The sequence below is a fragment of the Corynebacterium sp. ACRPO genome, assembly GCF_022347205.1.
GTDB lineage: Bacteria > Actinomycetota > Actinomycetes > Mycobacteriales > Mycobacteriaceae > Corynebacterium.
Genome location: NZ_JAKRNE010000001.1, coordinates 238,181 through 260,612, shown reverse-complemented (window position 1 = coordinate 260,612; position 22,432 = coordinate 238,181). Strand labels below are relative to the sequence as shown.

The following is a 22,432-nucleotide window of genomic DNA, read 5'->3' as shown; positions in this document are numbered from 1 at the left end:
CTCCTACAGGGACTCGAGCATATCCTTGACGGCCTCGAAGCCGCGCTCAGCACCGGCCGCAGTAGAACCAGAGCCCTGAGCCATATCCGGCTTACCGCCGCCGCGTCCGTCAACGTACTGGCCAAACTGCTTGACGATGTCCCCGGACTTCACGCCGCGCCCAACGGCCTTGTCCGTGGCCGCCGCGATGAACGGGAACTTGCCTTTGTCCTCGGCGCCCAAGACGATGACGGCTTCTTCCTCGCGCAGGCGGTTGCGCAGGTCCGTAGCAACGGTGCGCAGGTCCCCGCCGGTGGTGCCTTCCGGCAAGGTCAGCGCAATGACCTTGAACCCATTGATGTCCTTAGCCGCGCTGACGAACTCGGAGGCACGCGCAGCCAGCTGCTGCTTGCGCAGGGTTTCAATTTCCTTCTCCGCTGCCTTGAGCTTCTCAGACAGCTGAGCAATGCGCTCCGGCAGGTCCTCGGTCTGTACCTTCAGCTCGCGAGAAACGCCTTCCACCAAGGCGGTCTCCTTGGAGTAGTAACGGAAGGCATCCAAACCGGAGTAGGCCTCGATGCGGCGAGCACCAGAGCCAACGGAGGACTCACCGAGCACGGACACCGGTCCGATTTCAGCGGAGGAACCAACGTGGGTACCGCCGCACAGCTCGATGGAGAACGGGCCACCGATCTCTACCACGCGGACTTCCTTGCCGTAGTTCTCACCGAATAGTGCCATAGCGCCCATGGCCTTGGCCTCCTCCAGGGAGGTCTCAATGGTGTTGACGGCAAAGTTGGAGTCGATTGCCTGGTTAGTAATCAATGCAATCTCTTCCAACTGCGCCTGGCTGAGCTGCTCGGTGTAGTTGAAGTCAAAGCGTAGGTAGCCCGGGCGGTTCATGGAGCCGGCCTGGACGGCGGTGGGGCCAAGCACCTGGCGCAGTGCGGCGTGAATGAGGTGGGTTGCGGAGTGCGCCTGGGTGGCACCGTGGCGCCACTGCTCGTCGACGGCTGCTTCAACGGACATACCCAAGTCAAGGCCGCCGGCGGTAACCGTGGCCTTGTGGACCCACAGCTTCTTACCAATCTTCTGGACGTCATTAACCTCAAGGAGGGATTCGCCGGCCATAATGCGGCCGCGGTCTGCCATTTGGCCGCCAGCTTCGGCGTACAGCGGGGTGTGGTCCAAGATGACCTCAACCTGCTCGCCCTCGCGCACCTGGTCGACCTTTTCGCCGCCGCGGACGAGGCCGATCACGCGGGCGTCGGAAGTAAGCTCCTCAAAGCCGGTGAAGACGGTGGGGTTATTGTCTACCCAGTCACGGTAGAGGGAAAGGTCAGTGTGGCCGTGCTTCTTGGCCTGATTATCGGCCTTGGCGCGGCGGCGCTGCTCGCCCATGGCATCGTTAAAGCCATCCATGTCGACCTCAAGGCCGGCCTCCTGGGCCATTTCCAAGGTCAAGTCGATGGGGAAACCGTAGGTATCGTGCAGCTCAAAGGCCTTCTCGCCCGGCAGGACCTTTGCGGTCTTCGCGCGGGAGGTGGACTTGAGCTCCTGGACGGCATCATCGAAGAGGCGGGTGCCGGACTCGAGGGTCTTCAGGAAGGCCTTTTCCTCATTCACGGCAACGCGCAGGATGCGCTCGCGGTTGTCCGCAATCTCCGGGTAGGACGGGGTCATAGTATCCATGACCGTATTCATGAAGCGCTCCATAGTCGCGCCCTTAGCGCCCAGCAGCTTGGCGGAACGGATAATGCGGCGCAGCAGGCGGCGCAGGATGTATCCGCGGCCCTCATTGCCTGGGGTCACGCCGTCCAGGATGAGCATCATGCCCGTACGGGAGTGGTCAGCTACCACACGGAAGCGGATATTGTCCTCGTGGGAAGCGTTGTCGCCATAGGTGGCGCCAGTAAGCTCCTCCGCCACGTCAATGACTGGGCGCAGCAGGTCCGTTTCATAGACGTTGTCTACGTCCTGCAAAATGCAGGCCACGCGCTCGATGCCCAGGCCGGTATCGATATTCTTCTTGGGCAGCTCGCCGACGATCTCAAAGTTGCCCTTGCCAATGCCCTCGCCGCGCTCATTTTGCATGAAGACCAGGTTCCAGATCTCCATGTAGCGGTTGTCATCGGCGATCGGGCCGCCGTCCTTGCCGTACTCAGGACCACGGTCATAATAGATCTCGGAGCACGGGCCACAGGGCCCAGGGATACCCATGGACCAGTAGTTGTCCTCCATGCCGAGGCGCTGAATGCGCTCTTCAGGCACGCCGATCTTGTCGCGCCAAATTTCGGCGGCCTCATCATCATCCAGGTAAACGGTGACCCACAAGCGCTCTGGGTCTAGGCCAAAGCCGCCCTCATCAACGGAGCCGGTAAGCAAGGCCCACGCATTGGTGATGGCGCCTTCCTTGAAGTACTGGCCAAAGGAGAAGTTGCCGGCCATCTGGAAGAAGGTGTTGTGGCGGGTGGTAATACCCACCTCATCAATGTCCAAGGTACGCACGCACTTTTGGATGGAAGTGGCAAGGCCCTTGGCAAAGGGCGGGTTCTGCTGGCCCAAGAAGTAGGGCTTAAACGGAACCATGCCGGCATTAACGAAAAGCAGGTTAGGGTCATCCAGGATCAGCGAGGCGCTTGGTACTGCCTCGTGACCAGAATTGACGAAGTGCTGGGTAAACCGTTCCCGGATCTCATGAGTCTTCACGAGCAACAATCCTAACTGTCTGAGCTTTCATCTTCTATCAAGAAGTTTCTAACCCGCCCAACTCTACCCTTCGCTGCACAGCGATTTCCCATCGGTGGGGATCAGCGAGGCCGGCGCGCGTTTTTGCCGGGGCCGCGTTTGCCACGAATAATGCTGCGCAAGCGGCCTATATAGTCATAAACACGCTTCTCAGCCCCGTGATCGGTGGGTTCATAGTAAACCGAACCCTCCAGCTCATCGGGCAGGTACTGCTGCTCTACTACGCCGCGGGGATCATCGTGGGGGTAGACATAGCCCACGGCATTTCCCATCCGCTTGGCGCCCTCATAGTGCCCATCACGCAGGTGCGGTGGCACGTGGCCCACCTTGCCGGCGGCTACATCGGCTTGCGCCTGCGTGATGGCAGAAATGACCGAGGGAGACTTGGGCGCGGTGGCCAGGTGAATGGTGGCTTGCGCGAGCGGGATTCGGGCTTCTGGCATGCCAATGAGCTGAGCGGCCTCGGCCGCCGCCACGGCCACTTGGAGCGCGGTGGGATCGGCCATGCCAATGTCCTCGGAGGCGTGCACAATGAGCCGCCGGGCAATAAAGCGCGGGTCCTCCCCCGCTTCTACCATGCGGGCGAGATAATGCAGCGCAGCGTCAACATCGGAGCCGCGAATGGACTTAATAAACGCGGAAACCACGTCATAGTGTTGGTCGCCGTCGCGGTCGTAGCGCACCACTGCCTTATTGACGTTGTCCGTGACCGTTTGTGGGGTAATTTCCCCGCCATCGTCAACCGCCTCGGCCGCGGCCTCGAGATAGGTCAGCGTGCGCCGCGCATCGCCACCGGCGAGGAGTACCAACTGATCCAAGGCTTCATCGGTAATCCGAATCTTGCGCTCGCCCAAGCCACGGTCGCTTTCGAGCGCGCGCTTGGCGACGCCCCTTAAGTCATCGTCGCTTAGCGAATGCAGCTGCAACAGCAGCGAGCGAGACAGAAGCGGCGCGACGACGGAGAAGGAAGGGTTTTCCGTGGTTGCCGCGACGAGCAATACCGTGCGATTCTCCACGGCCGCAAGGAGCGCGTCCTGCTGAGTCTTGGAAAATCGGTGCACCTCATCGATGAACAGCACCGTGCGCCGACCATGAATGAGCTCTTGCCGAGCGTGGGTGATGACCTCGCGGACCTGCTTGACGCCCGAATCGAGGGCGGAGAGGCCCACGAAGTTCTGCCCCATTTGGCTAGCGATGAGCGAGGCAATGGTGGTCTTGCCGGTGCCCGGCGGCCCGTACAAGATGACAGAGGCCTCCCCTGAGCCTTCCACGAGGCGGCGTAATGGCTTGCCGGGAGCCAGAAGGTGGTCTTGTCCGACCACTTCATCTAGGTTTTGGGGACGCATCCGCGCCGCCAGTGGCGACCCGGCGTGGGTGGCGAAAAGGTTCTTCCCGGGCAGCGGCGACGCGCTGCGGTCCGGAGTGGGCCCGCCGAATAAAGAGTCTTGAGACACTGGAAAGCTACCTCCTATAAGCGTGCGGGCACATCGCGATTGTCTATTCGTCGTCCAAGCGGCGCGCAATGGCGCTGCCAAATTCCGCAATGGGCGCGCAGGCGGGGCCATCGCAGCGCGCGGCATATCGAGATAGCGCCTCAAAGGTTTCATAGAGGTCGCGGCGCACGAGCAATTCATCTTCAGTGAACGGTCCGTGATCGGCCGGACGCAAAATGGAGCGCTGCGGATCGTGGACGACCTCGGCTTCTCCCCTAGCTAGGGCAACCAGCCCTTCGATGCCGCCGGCGTGCATCGTGGTCACGCTCGATAGCGCCCAGCCAATAAGCGACGCCACGATAAGGCCGTGGATTTCTTCCGCATTGGAAAATAGCGGCCACACCTCAGATACGGCACGGGACCAGGCAGAGATGAAGATGTCTGCCTCTTCGTCCGTAATCGGCTTGGAGAAGAGGAACTGTGGGAATCCGGCGATAACGCAGGCTACGTCGAAGCCAACATTGCGGAATCCTGCCCATTCATAGTCCAAGAAGTGCAGGCGCTGGGACACAATAATGTTATCCGGCGAAAGGTCAAAGGGAGTAAAGGCCCGGTCTTTGCCGGATGCTAGGGAGCGTGCGGCTTGACCCGCAAGTTCCCGGAAGCTTGCCGGTGCTTCAAGCCCTGCCTTATCCAGCAAATCAAGGCCGATGCTAATGGAGCGCTCCAGCGCCTCATCGCGCACGGACTGGTGCGGGGCCAAGTCCGGGTTCTTGCGCAGCATCCTAGTGAGCAAGGTTTCATAATCTTGCTCATGGCCCGCGGTTCCAGCGTGCATGTGCCCCAACGCACTGCCCAGCGAGCGCAACACCCGTACGCGGTCATCATCGGTGGACTGTACGAGGACATCGGCAAGCGTTTCGCCCTCACCCAAGTCCGTCAACACAATAATGCGCTGCTCCAGATCGTGGGCCAGAAGCACAGGCCCGGGGCGCACGTCCTCAGATAACGCGGTGGTGAATTGATAAGCCACCACCTCGCGCAGCATCGCGGCATCATCGACGCCATAGCCGGTGACCGGGTTGTACTTTATGACTACCGAGCGGTGCGGCAGGAAGGCTCCAGGGGCAATCTTGGCGCGCAGGACCATTGCATTCCCGGAACCATCCAAGCGCTCTACGCTCGACATTTCCGGGGTACCACCAAAACGGCGCGACAACATCTCCGAGGCGGCTTTGATGACGTCCTCGGGTGACAGCACAGCTTTGTTATCAACCATAGTTCTATCCAGTATGCCCCCTCACACCAAAGCGGGGTCACAAGTTCGCCCGCTGCGAAATTGCCGCGGACTACGATGTGCCCCGCACGGTGCGCCTGAAAGGCCGAGGTTTAAGCTCCCGGCCTACTTCTCCTCAGCGGTTTCTGCCGTAGTGGAACCGGCCTTGTCCTGTTCCTTCTTCTTTTCTGGCTTGTAGTCTACGCCGGTCTCCTTACGCTGTGCGGCAGGGATTGCCGCCGGGGCGTCGGTAAGCGGATCCACGCCGCCGCCAGACTTCGGGAACGCAATGACGTCGCGGATGGAGTCGAAGCCGCCCAACAGGGAGACGATGCGGTCCCAGCCGAAGGCGATGCCGCCGTGTGGTGGGGCGCCGTACTGGAAAGCATCGAGCAGGAAGCCGAACTTCTCCTGAGCCTCCTCGTCACCGATTCCCATGACGTCAAAGACGCGCTTCTGCACGTCCTGCTGGTGAATACGGATGGAGCCGCCGCCAATCTCGTTGCCGTTGCAGACAATGTCATAGGCGTACGCCAGCGCCTCACCCGGGTTCTGGTCAAAGTTGTCCAGGTACTCCGGCTTCGGGGAGGTAAAGGCGTGGTGAACCGCGGTCCACTTGGAGTGGCCCAGCGCGACGTCACCAGAAGCGGTCGCATCAGCGGAAGGCTCAAAGAGCGGAGCGTCTACAACCCAGGTAAAGGCCCAGTCGCCTTCCTTAATAAGGTCCAGCTTCTTTGCAATCTCGCCACGTGCAGCGCCCAACAGGGCACGGGAAGACTTGGTGTCACCGGCGGCAAAGAAGATAGCGTCGCCCGGCTTAGCGCCGACGTGCTCTGCAATGCCCTCGCGCTCGGCGTCAGTAATGTTCTTAGCTACCGGACCGCCCAAGGTGCCGTCCTCGCCCACGGTGATGTAGGCCAGACCCTTGGCTCCACGCTGCTTTGCCCAATCCTGCCAAGCATCGAACTGACGGCGTGGCTGAGAAGCGCCGCCTTCCATGACCACGGCGCCTACGTATTCGTTCTGGAAGACGCGGAAGGTGGTGTCCTTGAAGAACTCGGTGCACTCCACAATCTTGATGTCAAAGCGCAGGTCCGGCTTATCGGAACCGTAGTACTTCATCGCATCGGCGTAGGTCATGCGCGGGATTGGAGTCTTGATCTCGTAGCCGATGAGCTTCCACAGCTCGGTGACAATCTCTTCCGCCAAGGCGATGACATCGTCCTGGTCTACGAAGGACATCTCCACGTCCAACTGGGTAAATTCCGGCTGGCGGTCAGCCCGGAAGTCCTCATCGCGGTAGCAACGCGCGATTTGGTAGTAGCGCTCCATGCCCGAGACCATGAGCAGCTGCTTGAAAAGCTGCGGGGACTGCGGCAGTGCATACCAGGTGCCTGGCTTCAAACGCGCTGGTACCAGGAAGTCGCGTGCACCCTCCGGGGTGGAACGGGTCAAGGTTGGAGTCTCGATCTCAGCAAAGTCATGAGAATCCAGCACCTTGCGGGCCGCGCGGTTGGCAGTAGAACGCAGGCGCAGTGCCTTTGCCTGGCGCTCGCGGCGCAGGTCCAGGTAGCGGTACTTCAGACGAGTCTCCTCGCCTACCTCACCCGAGGTAGAAGGATCATCAATCTGGAATGGCAGCGCTGCGGACTTATTCAGAACCTCAAGATCCGCGACATTAACCTCAATCTCACCGGACGGCAGGTTGGGGTTTTCCGAGCCTTCTGGGCGAGGCTCCACGGTACCGGTGACCTTAACGCAGTATTCGGAACGCAGGTCGTGGGCGCGCTCCGCCACGTCAGATTCACGGAAGACAACCTGGGCAATGCCGGAGCGATCGCGCAGGTCAATGAAGATCACACCACCGTGATCGCGGCGGCGGGAAACCCAACCGGTTAGGGTGACGGTCTCTCCTGCGAGTTCTTTGCGGAGCTCACCTGCTAAGTGGGTACGCAGCACTGTTGTTCAATCCCTTCTGAAAATTGTGTCACTTGCGGGTCCCGCCACGCGTAAACAGCGCGCGCCAAACCAAGCACAAGACTAGGAACGCGCACAATTCTACATCCCTACCAGTACGCGGAGCGCAGTTAGGTGGACGCAAGTTAATCCCGAAGGTCGCAGAAGAACCACCGTTTCCCTCCTTCAGCCTCTTTGCAACAATCTTCATCCTGTGTATGAGGGGACCATGTGGCACTATTTAGGCATGACTTTTAGATCAGGTGCCGATTTCGGCGGCAAGGAAGCGCGTTCGGGTGGCGGCGGCGGTGGCATCGCCATTGGCGGTGGCATCGGCTCGATTGTTCTCGTAGGCCTCTTCCTCCTCATGGGCGGCAACCCCTCAGACTTGGGCGCAATTCTGGGCAGCGAGCAGACCCAATCCGACGGCGCTGCACAGGGCGAAAGCCCCGAATGTGAAACTGCAGAAGATGGCAACACCAAGGATGAATGCCTTGTAGAGTTCACCGGTCGCAGCGTGGATAACGTCTGGTCAAAGGTCTTGCCGGAACAGGCAGATATCCAATACACCGAGCCGGAGCGCGTGGTCTTCCACGGCGGCGTTAATACCGGTTGTGGCGCGGCCTCTTCTTCTACCGGCCCCTTCTACTGCCCGCGCGATGAGTCCGCTTATTTCGACACCGCGTTCTTTGATTCCTTGCGCAACTTCGGCGCGGAAAATGCCCCTTTGGCCCGCATGTACATCGTGGCGCACGAGTTCGGCCACCACATTCAAAACCTTGAGGGCACCCTCGGCCTGTCGGACTATAACGACCCAGGCGCCGATTCCAACGCGGTGAAAATCGAGCTCCAGGCTGACTGCTACGCAGGCCTGTGGGCTTCCTACGCCGACAAGGGCGATAATCCCTTGCTCGAGCCGATTACTAAGGAACAGGTCTCAGACGCTGTCGCGGCCGCCCAGGCGGTGGGCGATGACAATATCCAGCGCCGCTCCGGCGGCCAGGTCCAGCCCGACTCCTGGACGCATGGTTCCTCCGAGCAGCGTGAGAAGGCATTCCTTGCCGGATATAACTCTGGCAAGATGTCCCAGTGCGACACCCTTGAGCGCGGCGCCTACCGCGGCTAATACTCACAACGTGGCCGTCATCTAAAAGCGGCGGCCATTATGTTCGCAAATAGCCACATTGCTTTTACGAACTCCACATCTTGAGTTCACTTTCCCGACACCTAGAGCCTTTAGTCTAAGCGTGCATTCTCTACATAAGAATTTCCTTTGAGAATCCTTTTCGCCACGCTGACAAGCGCGGCCATACCCCTCGTGCACGCTTGACTGAAAGGTTCTTTCTGTGTCTACCCCTACCACCCAGATGACGGACATTGAGGCCGTCAATGGCAAGGGAAACGACTGGATTTGGCACGCCATCTTTGGCGGCCTTACCGCCGTTACCCTCATCGGTTTTATGATCTGGGGCCACGACTACGTCGATGGCTCTAAGCCCATTCTCCTTGGCACCGCCATTCTCTTCGCTCTTTTCATGGCCTTCAATATTGGCGGCAATGACGTTGCCAATTCCTTCGGTACCTCCGTAGGTGCCGGGACACTGTCCATGAAGCAAGCCCTCGTTGTCGCCGCCATCTTCGAGGTCTCCGGTGCCATCCTCGCCGGCGGCGAGGTCACCGATACTGTGCGTTCCGGCATCGTCGACCTTGACGCCATTGATGGGCTAGACCCCATGGAGTTCGTCTACATCATGATGGCGTCCCTTTTGGGTGCGGCCATCTGGCTTCTTGTTGCCACCCGTATGGGTTGGCCAGTGTCTACCACCCACTCCATCGTCGGCGGCATCGTCGGCGCCGCGCTCACCGTTGGCTTTGTCACCGGCAAGGGCGGCTTGGACATGGTGCAGTGGGGTGGGATTGGCACTATTGCCATCTCGTGGGTGCTCTCCCCTGTCCTCGGCGGTCTCGCCGCTTTCATCCTGTTTAAGTGGATTAAGACCTCAATCTTGGTCTACAACGAGGAAGCAGACCAGAAGCTGCGCGAAATCAAGACCCGCCGCGCGGAGCTGCGCCAAGAGCACAAGTCTCGCTTTGCTCGCCTCAATGAAATCCAGCAAATCAGCTACACCAACGCCATGGCCCGAGACGCCGCCTTGGTGGCAGAAGAAGACTTTGATCCGAATCAGCTGGAATCTGAGTATTACCGCGATCTGTATAACCTCAACAAGGACATGGATGATGTCAAGGCTCACCGCGCTCTGGAGAGCTGGGTACCGGTACTAGCCGCCATCGGTGCCATCATCATTTCCGCCATGGTGATGTTCAAGGGTCTGAAGCACACTGGACTCGATTTCAGCGTCCTTCAGAACCTGTTGGTCATGGGCATGGTCGGCGCAGTGGTGTGGATGGCCGTCTTCATTTTCGCTCGCTCGCTGAAGAAGAAGTCGCTGGCTAAGTCCACCTTCCTTCTCTTTTCTTGGATGCAGGTATTTACCGCTTCTGCCTTCGCCTTCTCCCACGGTTCCAACGATATTGCCAATGCTATTGGCCCCTTCGCTGCGGTGATTGACGTCCTCAAGACGGGCCAAGTAAGCGATGAAGCTGCCGTGCCCGTTGCCGTCATGATTGCCATGGGTATCGCCCTGATTTCTGGCTTGTGGTTCATCGGCCGCTTCGTAATTCAGACCGTGGGCTCAGGCCTTACCCAAATGCACCCCTCCTCCGGCTTCGCTGCTGAGCTTGCCGCCGCCGCTGTGGTGATGGGTTCATCGATCCTCGGCCTGCCAGTTTCTTCCACCCACATCCTCATCGGCGCTGTGCTGGGCGTAGGCATTGTCAACAAGGCAGCTAATTGGAACCTGATGAAGCCTATCGCTTTGGCGTGGGTCATCACCCTGCCCGCCGCGGCAGTCATCGCTGCCATTACCGTGTCGGTGCTGCGCGTAGTCTTCTAGGGGTAGCTCAGCGCCGCTTATCCTCGGCACCCCTTTCATCCGCTAGCCGCACCGGCCATCGAGCCGGGGCTAGCGGATTTTCCATTGGGTGGCTTGGACTACCGCCCTGCTTGGCGACGCCCCCTTCTCTACACCGGCCCATATGACCGTGCACCGGGCTACTGCATTCCTGACCGCATTCAACGACATAGAACAACACTTGCGCTCGGCTCTCAACGCTGAGAACTCAGATTCCTTTTGGTGGATAGTAGACAAGGCACGAGACAAACACATGCTTTCTGGCAAGCAAGCCTAGGCACTGAAAGATTTTTCTAACCTTCGCAATGCCATTGCCCACGGGCGTTACTACAAATCAGAGCCCATCGCTGAACCGCACGAAGCAGTGGTCAAGCAAATCTCCGCCCTCCGAGACATAGTGGTTTCCCACCCGACGCACTCCACGTTTTGCAGCCACAAAAGGTATTTACCTTGACATCTGCCACATCAATCATGGAGGCATTTAACGTCATAAAGGATAAGGACTTCTCCCAAATCCCCATCTACGATGAGGGCGGCTTCACCGCTTTGTTAACCACCAACACTATCGCTCGATGGGTAGCCAGAGACCTCAGCGATAATCACGTGCTCGATGCCGCGGACATCGCGGACATTGTCGAATATCAAGAACCCAGTGATCGCGCTATCTTTCTTGCCCGCACAGTAAGCGTGCAGGAAACGGTGGACGCACTTTCAGAAACCGACAACCAAGGACATCACCCATGCGCCGCGGTCATCACGGAACACGGCAAGGTCACTGAGAAACCCCTGCGCCTAGTTGCACCGGCCGATCTACCGGCACTTTTTGATGCCCTAGAATGGGAATAATTCTCCCGCAGTCGGCTTCTCCGGCGGTCGGCGACGCGTCAATCTTTACTCCTGTGCACCGCGTAGAAAGGCAACCATGCAATTCGGTATCTTCAGTATTGGGGATTTGACCACTGACCCCATCTCAGGAAAGACCCCCACTGAGGCTGAGCGCATCCGCAACTTGACGGAGATTGCGTTGAAAGCCGAAGAGGTTGGCCTTGATGTCTTTGCCACCGGCGAACACCACAACCCACCTTTCGTACCGTCCTCTCCTACAACACACTTGGCCTATATCGCGGCGCAAACAAAACGCTTGCAGCTATCTACTGCAACCACGCTGATTACTACCAATGACCCTGTAAAGATCGCAGAGGACTATGCATTTTTGCAGCACCTTGCTGACGGCCGCGTAGACCTCATGCTCGGCCGCGGAAATACCGGCCCGGTCTATCCCTGGTTCGGCAAAGACATCCAGCAGGGTATTCCTTTGGCGATTGAGAACTATCACCTGCTGCGCAGGCTGTGGCGCGAGCCCGTCGTTAACTGGCAAGGAAAGTTCCGCGCGGGATTAGAAGGGTTTACCGCTACTCCGGCACCGCTGGATGGAATTCCGCCCTTTGTCTGGCACGGCTCCATTCGTTCACCGCAAATCGCTGAACAAGCCGCATACTACGGCGATGGCTTCTTCCACAACAATATCTTCTGGAATAAGGAACACACCGCCCAGATGGTAGACCTCTACCGCCGTCGCTTTGAAACCTATGGGCATGGTCAAGCGGACCAAGCAATCGTCGGACTTGGCGGCCAAGTCTTCATTGGCGAAACCGAGCAAGAAGCTAAAGACTTCTTCCGCCCCTACTTCGACAACGCCCCAGTCTACGGTCACGGGCCAAGCCTCGAGGACTTCACGGCGCAGACTCCACTGACCGTCGGCACCGTAGAACAAGTAATTGAAAAGACCCTCAGCTTCGCTGACTGGGCCGGTGACTACCAACGCCAGCTATTCCTCATCGATCATGCCGGACTGCCCCAAGAGGTAGTTCTCCAGCAGATAGAAATCCTCGGCACGCAGGTTGTTCCCGAGCTGCGACGCCGCTTTGCGCAGCGCCGCCCGAGCCACGTGCCTTCTGACCCGCCGACGCACGCAAGCTTGCTCTCTGCGCCTCATCCTTCACACCTTCAGGTCAGCCCAGGAAAGGAGAACTAGTTATGCGCTCCCTCCTCGTTATCTCAGCTGGTCTTTCGCAGCCGTCTTCCTCTCGCAGGCTGGCGGACATGCTTGCAGAAGCCACCCGCGCCAAAATCTCCGCGCGCGGTGAAGGAGTCCACATCGACGTCATTGAGGTCCGCGATCTCGCTTTCGAACTAGCTACCGCCATGACCGATCAGACTGCGCACACACCGCTTTTGGCTAGAGCCAAGCAGCAAGTTGCCGATGCCGATGGACTCATCGCCGTCACCCCGGTATTCCAAGGCAGCTATTCGGGCCTTTTCAAGATGTTCTTTGACGCCTTGGAGCCCCATGCCCTCGACAACCTTCCCACCATTATCGCAGCTACGGCCGGTTCTTCGCGCCATTCCCTCATTTTGGACTACGCGCTCCGCCCGCTATTTAACCAACTCCACGCCAACATCGTGCCGACTGGCGTATTCCAGGCCGCAGAAGACTTAGGCACTCCAGAGGGAGAGCGCATCGTCTCCCGGATTGAGCGCTCTGCCATCCAGCTGGCTGACCAGATAGTTGCCCCGCGAGACAGGGTGCCCGGAATTGCCGGCGATCTAACCGGGTTGGGAGGCCGCTCCACCGTTCGGTTAGCAAAGGAGAACTTCATCCCCCTTGACAAGCTCCTGAATGGGTATGGCAGCTAAGCCAAAACGCGAGCAGTGCTACGCATAGACGGCGATTGATAGAAGGTGTGACTTTCGCTACCCTGGTCACATAAAATCTGCCTCTACTCTTCGGTTTCGGCTGTGACCGCAATAGCGGCACAGCACATGCGCCCAACAGCTATCCCTTCAGAAAGGTTCGGCACAGCTTAACTATGACAATTAGCGTCACGGACATCTTCTCCATCGGCATTGGCCCTTCTTCCTCGCACACCGTCGGGCCCATGCGCGCGGCTAAGCAATTCCTCGATTCACTAGAGAAACACCCAGCTAAGGTCTATACGGAGTTGCGCGGATCGCTTTCCGCCACCGGCCGTGGCCACGCTTCCGATCGCGCCGTCATCCTTGGGCTCGCCGGGTGGGATCCGCTGAGCGTGCCTATCGACGCCGAGCCCCACGCGGGCGGCTTTATCCCCAGCGAAGGAACCATATCTGGTCCCCGCGGCACGGTGGATTATGAGATCGTCTTTGATAATGAACCGCTGCCCCAGCACCCGAATGGCATGATTTTTAGCGCCTGGGATGACAACGGCAACCTCCTCGCAGAAAAGGAAGAATACTTCTCTGTCGGCGGCGGTTTTATCCTCTCCCGCGCCGATCTCGATGCGGAAGTCGCCGAAAGCAATGAGGTTCCTGCCGGCGTAGCCGCCGCCCAGGTAGATGACTCCGTTCCCTATAGGTTCACCACGGGCGAAGAATTGCTCAACCTCTGCGAGGCTCATGACAAAGCAATTTGGGAGATCGTACTTGCCAACGAGGAAGCCTTGCACCGCGATGAAGGCGGAGCGGAATACGTTCTGCGCCACCTTGATTTAGTCTGGGACATCATGCGTGAATGCGTAACCGAGGGTATTTCCACCAAGGGGCTTCTTCCAGGTGGCCTGCGTGTGGCACGCCGTGCCCCGAAGATGTATGCACAGTTGCTAGAAAACCAGGACGACACCAGCTGCGGTTTCTCCGCCATGGAGTGGGTTAACCTGTACGCCCTAGCGGTTAATGAGCAAAACGCTGCCGGTGGCCGCGTCATTACTGCACCTACCAACGGCGCGTGCGGCATCATTCCAGCAGTTCTGCACTATGCGCGCGATTTCCGCGCAGACTTCACCCGTTCCACAGCTCGGCGCTACCTATTGACCGCCGGTGCCATCGGCATGATTATCAAGGAAAACGCGTCCATCTCCGGAGCCGAGGTTGGCTGCCAAGGCGAGGTGGGTTCCGCCTCCGCTATGGCCGCCGCAGGCATGGCAGAGCTGCTGGGTGCAGCCCCGGCGCAGGTGGAAAACGCCGCGGAGATTGCTTTGGAGCATAATTTGGGCCTTACCTGCGACCCAGTGGGCGGTTTGGTGCAGATTCCGTGTATTGAGCGCAATGCCATTGGCGCGGTAAAGTCCATCAACGCCGCGCGCATGGCCAAAATGGGCGAAGGAACTCACCACGTGACCTTGGATAATGCGGTACAAACCATGGCTGAAACCGGCCGCGATATGCTCTCCAAGTACAAGGAGACCTCCCTGGGCGGATTGGCCAAGACCATGGGCTTTAGCGTTTCGCAGGTGGAGTGCTAAAAAGGACTCCATGCGCGCAGATGCCCTTCATCGCCGTACCGCTATTATTGCCGCGGCGTGCCAGCTTTTTCGTACCCACGGCGATGATGTCGCTTTGGAAAAGGTGGCTACGCAGGCTGGCGTAAGCGTGGCTACGGTCTACCGCAACTTCCCCAACCGCGCGAGCCTTATCCGCGCGTGCGCGGAATATATGGGTAATGCCTTTGCCAAGTTTCAACAGCGCCTCATCGCGGACTTTGAAAACTCTACGCATTCTGGAGAAGACTACGTCCGCACTTACGCCACCCATATCCTGACAATGGGACTAAACACGCTCATTCCTGCGTTCGTCCCTCAGGATTTGGACTCTCTTAGCCCTGAGTTAATCGCCCAGCGCGACCTCCTGGAGCGCAACGGCCGACGGTTTATTGAGCTGGGCCAAAAGCAAGGCGACATTGGCCCCGGCTTCACCCACCTCGAATTCATTGTGGGACTGTTGAGCCTGGCCCGACCCCGCGAGGTTGATATCGAGGCCTACCAGCCGGATATTCAGGAAAAGATCATTGATCTCTTTTTGGCGGGCATAAAAAGTGGGCACCGCGCCTAAGCGCGATGCCCAACGACCAAAGAAATTTAGGCCTCGCCGTTCACTTCCCGAGCAAGTACGGACACTAGGTCCGAAACCTTGACGTCGTGCTGCTCATGGGCGGCAAGGTCCTTGAGCGCAACCGTGCCATTTTCTAGCTCCTGCTCGCCCAAGACCAGCGCGAAGCGTGCACCGGCGCGGTCGGCGCCCTTCATCGCGCCCTTCAGGCCACGGTCTCCAAAGGACATATCCGCAGAGATTCCAGCCTTGCGGAGGTCATTGATCAGGGCGGTCATGGTGCGCTTGGCGGCCATACCCAGTGCAACGCCAAAGACGTCCACGCGGGACTCCACACCATCGAGGATGATGCCCTCAGCCTCCAGCGCCAGCAGGGCACGGTCGACTCCCAGACCGTAGCCGATACCAGATAGGTCTTGGCCGCCTAACTGAGCCATCAGCCCGTCGTAGCGGCCACCGCCACCAATGCCGGACTGCGCGCCGAGTCCGTCATGGACGAACTCGAAGCAGGTCTTGGTGTAGTAGTCCAAGCCGCGGACCATACGGGGATTAATCTCGTAGGCTACGCCCATATCGTCCAGCATGCCGGTGACGGTTTCGAAGTGCTCGCGGCATTCGTCATTGAGGTGGTCGAGCATCAAGGGGGCGTCGGCAAGCTGCTCCTGGATCTCCGGGCGCTTGTCATCCAGCACACGCAAAGGGTTAATCTCTGCACGGTGGCGGGTCTCTTCATCCAAGTCGAGCTTAAAGAGGAATTCCTGCAGCTTCTCGCGGTAAGCTGGGCGGCAGTTGCGATCGCCCAAGCTGGTGAGCTCGAGGCGGAAGCCGCTAAGCCCCAGCGCGCGGAAGGAACGATCCGCCAAAGCGATGACCTCGGCGTCAAGCGCAGGATCGTCCACGCCAATAGCTTCTACACCGACCTGCTGTAGCTGGCGGTAGCGGCCAGCCTGGGGGCGCTCATAGCGGAAGAACGGACCAAAATAGTTGAGCTTCACGGGCAGCTGGCCACGGTCCAGGTTGTGCTCGATGACCGAGCGCATCACGCCGGCGGTACCCTCCGGGCGCAAAGTAACGGAGCGGTCGCCGCGATCCGCAAAGGTGTACATCTCTTTTGACACCACGTCGGTGGACTCGCCCACGCCACGGGCAAAAAGCGCGGTGTCTTCAAAAATGGGCAGCTCAATGTGCTGGAAGCCGGAGAGATGTGCCTGCTCCACCATGGTCTGGCGCACCTTATAGAATGCGGCTGACTGCGGCGGGAAATAGTCTGGGACACCTTTGGGGGCGGACAGGGCTTGGAACTGCTTCTTATTACTCACGGGTATTACAGTACCTCCCTCAATGTAGCGAAGAAGGGATTGGTCGCCCTCTCCTTACGCATTGTGGTGGCAGGCCCGTGGCCGGGAAGAATGTCGAGGTTATCTGGCAGGCTCCATACTGGGCCAGCAAGCGACTTCTGCATGGCATTTGGGTCCGAGTGAGGTAGGTCGGTGCGCCCAATGGCCCCGGCGAAGAGCACATCACCGGTGAGGGCAAAGTCCTCGGCGACGATCATCACGCAGCCCGGCGAATGCCCAGGCGCGTGTTTGAGAGCAAAGGTATGACCAAGAAGTTCCAGGGTTTCGCCATCATGGAGCTCGCGAAGGTCATCGATGGGGGTCATATGGGCGGCGTCGAAAAGCTCCTGTGCTTGGGGCGAAACACCTTCTCCGCTGGCGAGCATAAACTTGTCATCGGGGTGAATATAGACAGGGATATCGAGCTTTTCTGCCAAAGACCCGGCGTCCCGGGTGTGGTCAATATGGCCGTGGGTGAGCACGATTGCCTCATAGTCCAAGTCATGCTCGAGGACTTTTTCCATCGCATCCATGCCGGGATCCACGATGAAGGCGCGGCGGCCTTCCGCAATCACATAAGTATTGGTCTGAAACGGACCGGCAGTAAAACCGAAGATTTCCATACCCACTACCCTAGCTGTCTCCATAAAAAGGAGCCGGCCTCCCCCATCTTCTTGATGAGCAGAGGCCGGCAGCACCGAACGGCTTAACGCAAAATGTCCCACACCTTGTCATAATCAAGCTGGGTAACAACGCCCGGTACCATTTGAGTGTGGATGACCTTGTGGTCTTCATCAGCCACCAGCACGGAGCGGGCAAGCAGGCCTTCCAGGACGGAATCGCGCACAGTCACGCCGAACTTCTCACCAAAGTCAGATCGAAATGCGGAGGCGGCGATGACATCATCAATGCCATCAGCTGCGCAAAAACGCTTGAGGGTAAAAGGCAAATCAAGAGAAACGGAAAGAAGCTTAGTGTTGCCTAGATGCGCCACCTGCTCATGGAAGCGGCGCAGCTGTTCTTGGCAGGCAGGGGTTTCAATAGAGGGCAAGATGGAAATAATAAGGCGCGTGCCCGCAAAAGTCTCATTGGTAATCTGACGCAGGTCGGTACCGATGAGTTCAAATTCGGGCAGCGGATCTCCCACTGCGGGAAGTTCACCAACGGTGGGCGTTGGCGGATCGGTAAAATCTGGTTCAACCACAGATGCCAGCGTCCTTATGATTTGGCCTAAAAGCTATTAACTTGCTCTATTTTCCATGCCAACGCTTTCTCAGCTGTAGGGAACCGCTAAACTCGGTCAGGTTGAATCATGCCACCGAAAATCGCTAGAAAGGTTGACTCCCGGTGCCAAATAATCAAAAGCGCGGCGAAGAGGCGCTGAGCAAGCTCGAGCGCGAGCTAAAATCCCGCGAACGCAAGCAAAAGGCACGTCCGCTAGGCGTTGTTGCCGCCTCCCTCGTAGTAATCCTCGCCCTCGTCGGCGGCATCTACTTCTTGTCTACCCGCGAAGGCGACGATGAAAACGTACAGGCTGAGGACTCTTCCGCAGCTGAGACCTCGCAAGAAACGCCACAGGCGCAACCCATCGCTGACAAGCGCGCCAAGGCCCTGCCAGATACCGTGACCTGTAAGTATGAGGACAACGGTCAAGAGTCCAACGGCGCGAAGAAGCCGAACGGCAAGGATATTTCCACCAAGGGCACCGTCACCGTTTCCTTTGAGACCAATCAGGGCACCATTGAGATGGAAATGGACCGCGCCAAGGCGCCGTGTACCACCAATGCTATTTCTGATCTGGCAAAGTCGGGCTACTACGACGACACCGTTTGCCACCGCATGACCTCAGGTGGGCTCAACGTGCTGCAGTGCGGCGACCCAACCGGTTCCGGTTCCGGCGGACCTGGCTTCAGCTTTGGCGATGAGTACCCCACCGACGAGGTCGAAGAGAAGGACGCACAGAACCCCGTTGTCTACCCGCGCGGTTCCGTCGCCATGGCCAACAGCGGCCCAGACACCAATGGTTCCCAGTTCTTCCTCAACTACGACGATTCTGAACTGGCCCCGAGCTACACCTACTTCGCCACCATCACCGACAAGGGCATGAAGACGATGGATAAGATTGCCAAGAACGGCGTCGAAGGCGGCCAGCCAGATGGCAAGCCGGCCAAGGAAGTCAAGATTAAGAAGGCAACCGTCAAGGCTTAAGCGGCAGAAAAGCCCTGCTTGGCGACGCCCCCTCTTAGCCCCACCGCACCACCCCCCTAACGGGGGCGGACACAAAGCCCCGGCCATTCACCACGCACTCCGTGAATGAATGCACCGGGGCTTATCCTTTCCTTAAATTAAGCTGAGCCCGATTATGAGGGTTAAGCTGCAGGAACACGAGAACACTAAAATTCCCCCAGATCACAACAGCAACAGTAGTAAACACCCAGAACACAGCGGACTTTCAGCTAGTTCAGCAAATAAGCGAAAACCTGCCAATACTGTTGCGGAAGGCTGTCAGCCTGTCTAGTATTTGAAACGTCTTTGAACACACCAAGCTTGTTAGGAATCAAAAATGAAGCTTTTCTCCCGCAAGGCACTCGTTGCTGGCGCAACCGCTCTGTCCGTCGCTTTCGCAGGCACCACCGTTGCTAACGCTGAGGACACCACCTCCGACCTGTCCTCCAAGATCACCAACTCCGTCGAGGGCCTGTCTTCTTCCTCTGACAACGACTACGCAGCTGACAAGTCTGATGACTCCGAGGGCAAGGAAGACACCCGCACCTCCAAGGAGAAGGCTGACGACATCAAGGCTTGGATCGGCGTCTTCACCGCTGTTATCGGCGCTCTGGGCACCCTGTTCGCCTTCGCAAACAAGTACTTCGACCTGCCTTTCGGCAACAAGTAAGGTCACCGCTTCATAGCGATTCTTAAGCCGCTGCTTCCCTTAGTGGAATGCAGCGGCTTTTTTCATCTGCTCTTGGGCAAAGGGAGCCTACAGATGCTCTTTGCGTTCCCCGCCAAGCTTTGGCGTGTGCCCTAAGCGTCTTTAGCGTCTTCGATGTACTCCGACCCCACGAGGTCCTTGAAAAGCTCCGGGTCGATGGCCTGACCGACCTTGATGACGGAGATATGGCCTGTAGGCTCAAGGATCATTATTTGCACGTCTTCCATGCGGCTAATGCCGGCCCTACGGGCGGCCGAGTAGATATCCGATTCTGTAATGTGGGCCAGCGTCAGGTTATCTTCAACCATCTCACCGCTAAAGACTAAAAGGATGGGACGACGGTCCAGAAAGCGCGTCCACTTCACTACCTTGCGAATGGTACCGAAGGCAGCTTCGAGCGCCATCAGCGTGGTCAGACCGATGACGCCGGCGGCAAGGGTCGGTGGATTGCCCACGATGACACGGCCCGCGACCGCGCCAAACATAATAATGATGATGGCATCTGAGGCCGTCATGGACGTAAGCACGCGAGAGCCAAATACCTTCACCAAAACCATGAAGGATAGGTAGATACCCAAAGTCGCCAGCACGACAACGGGAATACGGTGCCATTCAATACCCAGCTGATAAGTAATTTCGCGCAGGAAGAGTTCTAGAGTATCCACGACTGCTTAGGTTACCCGGCAGCCGCGAGACATACAGAAAAGGCGGAGCGTCACTCCCCCGTTCAGGAAGAGCCGCTCCGCCTAGTGCTGTGCTGTCCTAGATGTGGAACTGCTTGCGCAGGTCCTCAATCATCTTGCGAGCTGGGGCAGGAAGAATCTGCGGGTTCATGCCCACAACCGCAACGCCAGCTACCAGCGCTGCAACGATGGCGAATACTGCGCCACCCACGGAAGAGCCGTTGGAGGACAAGGAAGAGCCCTTTGGCGCAGGCTTAGCTCCCGGCTCTTCGGAGCCGTCGCCGCTTACCTCGAGTGGCAAAGTTGCCTTAGTTCCTGCGTCGGTGGTGATTTCTAGGTTCTGGGTACCGCTCAGGTTCTCTGGAACGGTGAGCTTTACCGTTGCGCGACCGCGCTCACCAAATTGCGCATCGCCTTCTTGCGCAGCGTTGTCGATATCGACGGTCTGCTCAGCGTCGCCCAACTTGACGGTTGCCTTCTTGGCCATCGGCTCACCGTCGGTGGAGTAATTGAGGCTGGACAGGTTCACCGTGATTTCCTCGCCCGGCTTCACGTCCCCCTCGATGTTGGCGCCAATCTGGCCCTGGCCCGTGCGGACCTCCGATTCACCCGACTTGATGTAGTCGATCATGGCCTGAGTGTCCATGTAGCCCACATCGTTCTTGTCCTTGATGGAACCAGCGTTGAAGTAGCCGTCGCCGCCTGCCTCTTCATCACTGGAAGCAAGGAAGGAAGACAGCGCAATGGAGTAATCCTTCTTCGGATCGATTTTCTCGCCGTTGATGGTCACAGACTGTACGCGCTCGCCCTTGTCGGCCTTCTGGTCGTAGACTACTTGGACGTTATTGGAAAGCCCCATAGCCAGGCGTGGTCGGCTGCCTTCCTGCCACTGGTTTTCCAAGGCATTAATGAACTCCTCGCCGGAAATCTTGGCGGTAATTACAGAGTTGCCAAAGGGCTGTACCTCAAAAATGTCCTTGTAGGTAACGTCGCCGCCCTTCAAGTCAGCACGAACACCGCCAGCGTTCATCACGCCGATCTCGATGTCCTCGCCTACCTGCTTGCTCATGGCGTAACGCTGGCCGTCAGCAATGAAGTTATTGAGGGTAGATTCGACACCACGGTTAGAACCCGAATCAGCATTCTCATCAGATCCGCGGAACAGGGCCCGTTCCACAGTACCGGCGGTCTTGGCACCCTCGATGTCAGCCTCTTGCTGGGCCTTTTTTACAATAGCTGCGATTTCAGCATCTGGTTCAACCTTTGCTGCAGCGGTCGCGTCGTACTGCTTCAAACTGATGTCGGTAATCTTTTTAGCAGTCTTATCAAAGGTAATATCAACGTCGTTGAGCAGTTTGCCGTACTCGTGTCCCTGTGCCCACTGCAGTGGCAAGGCGCCCTCGCGCTCAATTTCGCCCTTAGTGGCAACGTGGGTGTCGCCGCCAAAAGCTACGTCGACGTCTTTGTTAAAGTCCTCTGCAAAGCCTTGGGCATCTTCGTGCATGAGCGCAACAACAACATCGGCCTCACCAGATTCTTTCAAACGAGTAGCTTCCTTATTGGTAGCCTCGGCTGGATTAGTAAAAGTGATCCCTGGGATCTTGGCAGCAGACACCTTATACTTGGTATTTTCCGTTACCGTGCCAACATAGCCGACTTTTACGCCATCAATTTCTTCGACGTGGGAAGCCTCCAGAAGAGGCTTCCCATCCTTGAACACGTTGGCACCCAAGATTGGGTAATCAGAGCTATCAGCGATACGCCCTGTAAGGTCTTCGGTACCCTTATCAAACTCATGGTTACCTACAGCAGTCACCTTCATACCCATCTCGTTGAGGGCTTCAAGGGTGTACTTGTCATCAGAAATTGCAGAGACAAAGGCAGAGCCGCCCACGTTATCGCCCGAGGAGGTCAGGTTGAATTCCTGTCCTTCATTTACCTGCTTGATAAGGGACTGCAAGCGAGCCACGCCGATTTCATCGCCGGCCTTGGCTGGGTCACCAATTTTGTCTTCCAAGTGACCGTGAATATCGGTGATATTGGTGACGGAGATGGTGGTCTTGTTTTCCTGTGCCACCGCCTGCGCGCCGGAGAGAGCAACAGCGGAAACGGTAGTGGCGGCCACAAGCTGGCCGATGCGACGGAACTGCATTGAAATACTCCTAGATTGTAGAAAGCAACAGGACAATTTATATCGCTTTACTAACAACTTGGCAGGAGAAATTGAGCCCGCTTGCTGGGGATTTACCT

At 58.0% G+C, this 22,432-nt stretch carries 19 protein-coding genes; 10 read left to right on the top strand and 9 right to left on the bottom strand.

Annotated elements, in window-relative coordinates; genetic code table 11:
- Nucleotides 1-3 precede the first annotated feature (3 nt).
- The 4 genes from alaS to aspS form a co-directional block, all read right to left on the bottom strand.
- Complete coding sequence (gene alaS / locus MHY22_RS01240; protein WP_239277645.1) at nt 4-2,688, bottom strand: alanine--tRNA ligase; 2,685 nt, start codon at nt 2,686-2,688, stop codon at nt 4-6.
- 101 nt (nt 2,689-2,789) lie between these two features.
- Nucleotides 2,790-4,181 carry a replication-associated recombination protein A gene (locus MHY22_RS01235; protein WP_005324949.1) on the bottom strand — a complete coding sequence of 464 codons (1,392 nt, stop codon included), beginning with the start codon at nt 4,179-4,181 and terminating at the stop codon, nt 2,790-2,792.
- 43 nt (nt 4,182-4,224) lie between these two features.
- Nucleotides 4,225-5,439, bottom strand: coding sequence for a phosphotransferase (locus tag MHY22_RS01230; protein WP_239277644.1), 1,215 nt, complete (start codon nt 5,437-5,439; stop codon nt 4,225-4,227).
- A 123-nt stretch (nt 5,440-5,562) separates the two neighbouring features.
- Nucleotides 5,563-7,395 (bottom strand): aspartate--tRNA ligase, encoded by a 1,833-nt coding sequence (aspS, locus tag MHY22_RS01225; protein ID WP_239277643.1) that lies wholly within the window; start codon nt 7,393-7,395, stop codon nt 5,563-5,565.
- 244 nt (nt 7,396-7,639) lie between these two features.
- On the opposite strand from aspS, the gene MHY22_RS01220 reads away from it, so the two are divergent.
- From MHY22_RS01220 to MHY22_RS01185, 8 genes are all read left to right on the top strand, one after another.
- Entirely contained in the window at nt 7,640-8,518 is an 879-nt protein-coding gene (locus MHY22_RS01220; protein ID WP_239277642.1) for a neutral zinc metallopeptidase, read from the top strand.
- 241 nt (nt 8,519-8,759) lie between these two features.
- Nucleotides 8,760-10,346 (top strand): inorganic phosphate transporter, encoded by a 1,587-nt coding sequence (locus MHY22_RS01215; RefSeq protein WP_239277763.1) that lies wholly within the window; start codon nt 8,760-8,762, stop codon nt 10,344-10,346.
- Between the two features lie 142 nt (nt 10,347-10,488).
- On the top strand, nt 10,489-10,641 hold the full coding sequence (locus MHY22_RS01210; RefSeq protein WP_239277641.1) for a hypothetical protein: 153 nt from the start codon (nt 10,489-10,491) through the stop codon (nt 10,639-10,641).
- A gap of 173 nt (nt 10,642-10,814) precedes the next feature.
- Nucleotides 10,815-11,210: a hypothetical protein gene (locus MHY22_RS01205; protein ID WP_239277639.1), complete on the top strand. Its 396-nt coding sequence runs from the start codon at nt 10,815-10,817 to the stop codon at nt 11,208-11,210.
- Between the two features lie 76 nt (nt 11,211-11,286).
- Nucleotides 11,287-12,399, top strand: a complete 1,113-nt coding sequence (locus tag MHY22_RS01200; RefSeq protein WP_239277638.1) for an LLM class flavin-dependent oxidoreductase — start codon at nt 11,287-11,289, stop codon at nt 12,397-12,399.
- Between the two features lie 2 nt (nt 12,400-12,401).
- Complete coding sequence (locus MHY22_RS01195) at nt 12,402-13,061, top strand: FMN reductase (protein WP_239277636.1); 660 nt, start codon at nt 12,402-12,404, stop codon at nt 13,059-13,061.
- A 173-nt stretch (nt 13,062-13,234) separates the two neighbouring features.
- A complete protein-coding gene (locus MHY22_RS01190; RefSeq protein ID WP_239277634.1) occupies nt 13,235-14,644 on the top strand; it encodes an L-serine ammonia-lyase in 1,410 nt (469 codons plus the stop codon).
- A 10-nt stretch (nt 14,645-14,654) separates the two neighbouring features.
- A complete protein-coding gene (locus tag MHY22_RS01185; protein ID WP_239277631.1) occupies nt 14,655-15,230 on the top strand; it encodes a TetR/AcrR family transcriptional regulator in 576 nt (191 codons plus the stop codon).
- A 26-nt stretch (nt 15,231-15,256) separates the two neighbouring features.
- On the opposite strand, the gene hisS is transcribed toward MHY22_RS01185, so the two are convergent.
- The 3 genes from hisS to tpx form a co-directional block, all read right to left on the bottom strand.
- The gene (gene hisS, locus MHY22_RS01180; protein ID WP_239277629.1) at nt 15,257-16,546 is read right to left on the bottom strand and encodes a histidine--tRNA ligase; all 1,290 of its coding nucleotides are present in this window, start codon (nt 16,544-16,546) and stop codon (nt 15,257-15,259) included.
- 5 nt (nt 16,547-16,551) lie between these two features.
- Entirely contained in the window at nt 16,552-17,187 is a 636-nt protein-coding gene (locus MHY22_RS01175; protein WP_239277761.1) for an MBL fold metallo-hydrolase, read from the bottom strand.
- Nucleotides 17,188-17,270: 83 nt separating this feature from the next.
- Entirely contained in the window at nt 17,271-17,768 is a 498-nt protein-coding gene (gene tpx, locus MHY22_RS01170; RefSeq protein ID WP_239277628.1) for a thiol peroxidase, read from the bottom strand.
- Between the two features lie 143 nt (nt 17,769-17,911).
- On the opposite strand from tpx, the gene MHY22_RS01165 reads away from it, so the two are divergent.
- A complete protein-coding gene (locus MHY22_RS01165) occupies nt 17,912-18,772 on the top strand; it encodes a peptidylprolyl isomerase (protein WP_239277627.1) in 861 nt (286 codons plus the stop codon).
- Between the two features lie 355 nt (nt 18,773-19,127).
- Nucleotides 19,128-19,460: a hypothetical protein gene (locus tag MHY22_RS01160; protein ID WP_239277626.1), complete on the top strand. Its 333-nt coding sequence runs from the start codon at nt 19,128-19,130 to the stop codon at nt 19,458-19,460.
- Nucleotides 19,461-19,591: 131 nt separating this feature from the next.
- Here MHY22_RS01160 and MHY22_RS01155 read toward each other — a convergent pair whose 3' ends face one another.
- Nucleotides 19,592-20,164 (bottom strand): DUF421 domain-containing protein, encoded by a 573-nt coding sequence (locus MHY22_RS01155; RefSeq protein ID WP_239277624.1) that lies wholly within the window; start codon nt 20,162-20,164, stop codon nt 19,592-19,594.
- Between the two features lie 97 nt (nt 20,165-20,261).
- Nucleotides 20,262-22,334 (bottom strand): bifunctional UDP-sugar hydrolase/5'-nucleotidase, encoded by a 2,073-nt coding sequence (locus MHY22_RS01150; RefSeq protein WP_239277622.1) that lies wholly within the window; start codon nt 22,332-22,334, stop codon nt 20,262-20,264.
- Nucleotides 22,335-22,432 lie beyond the last annotated feature (98 nt).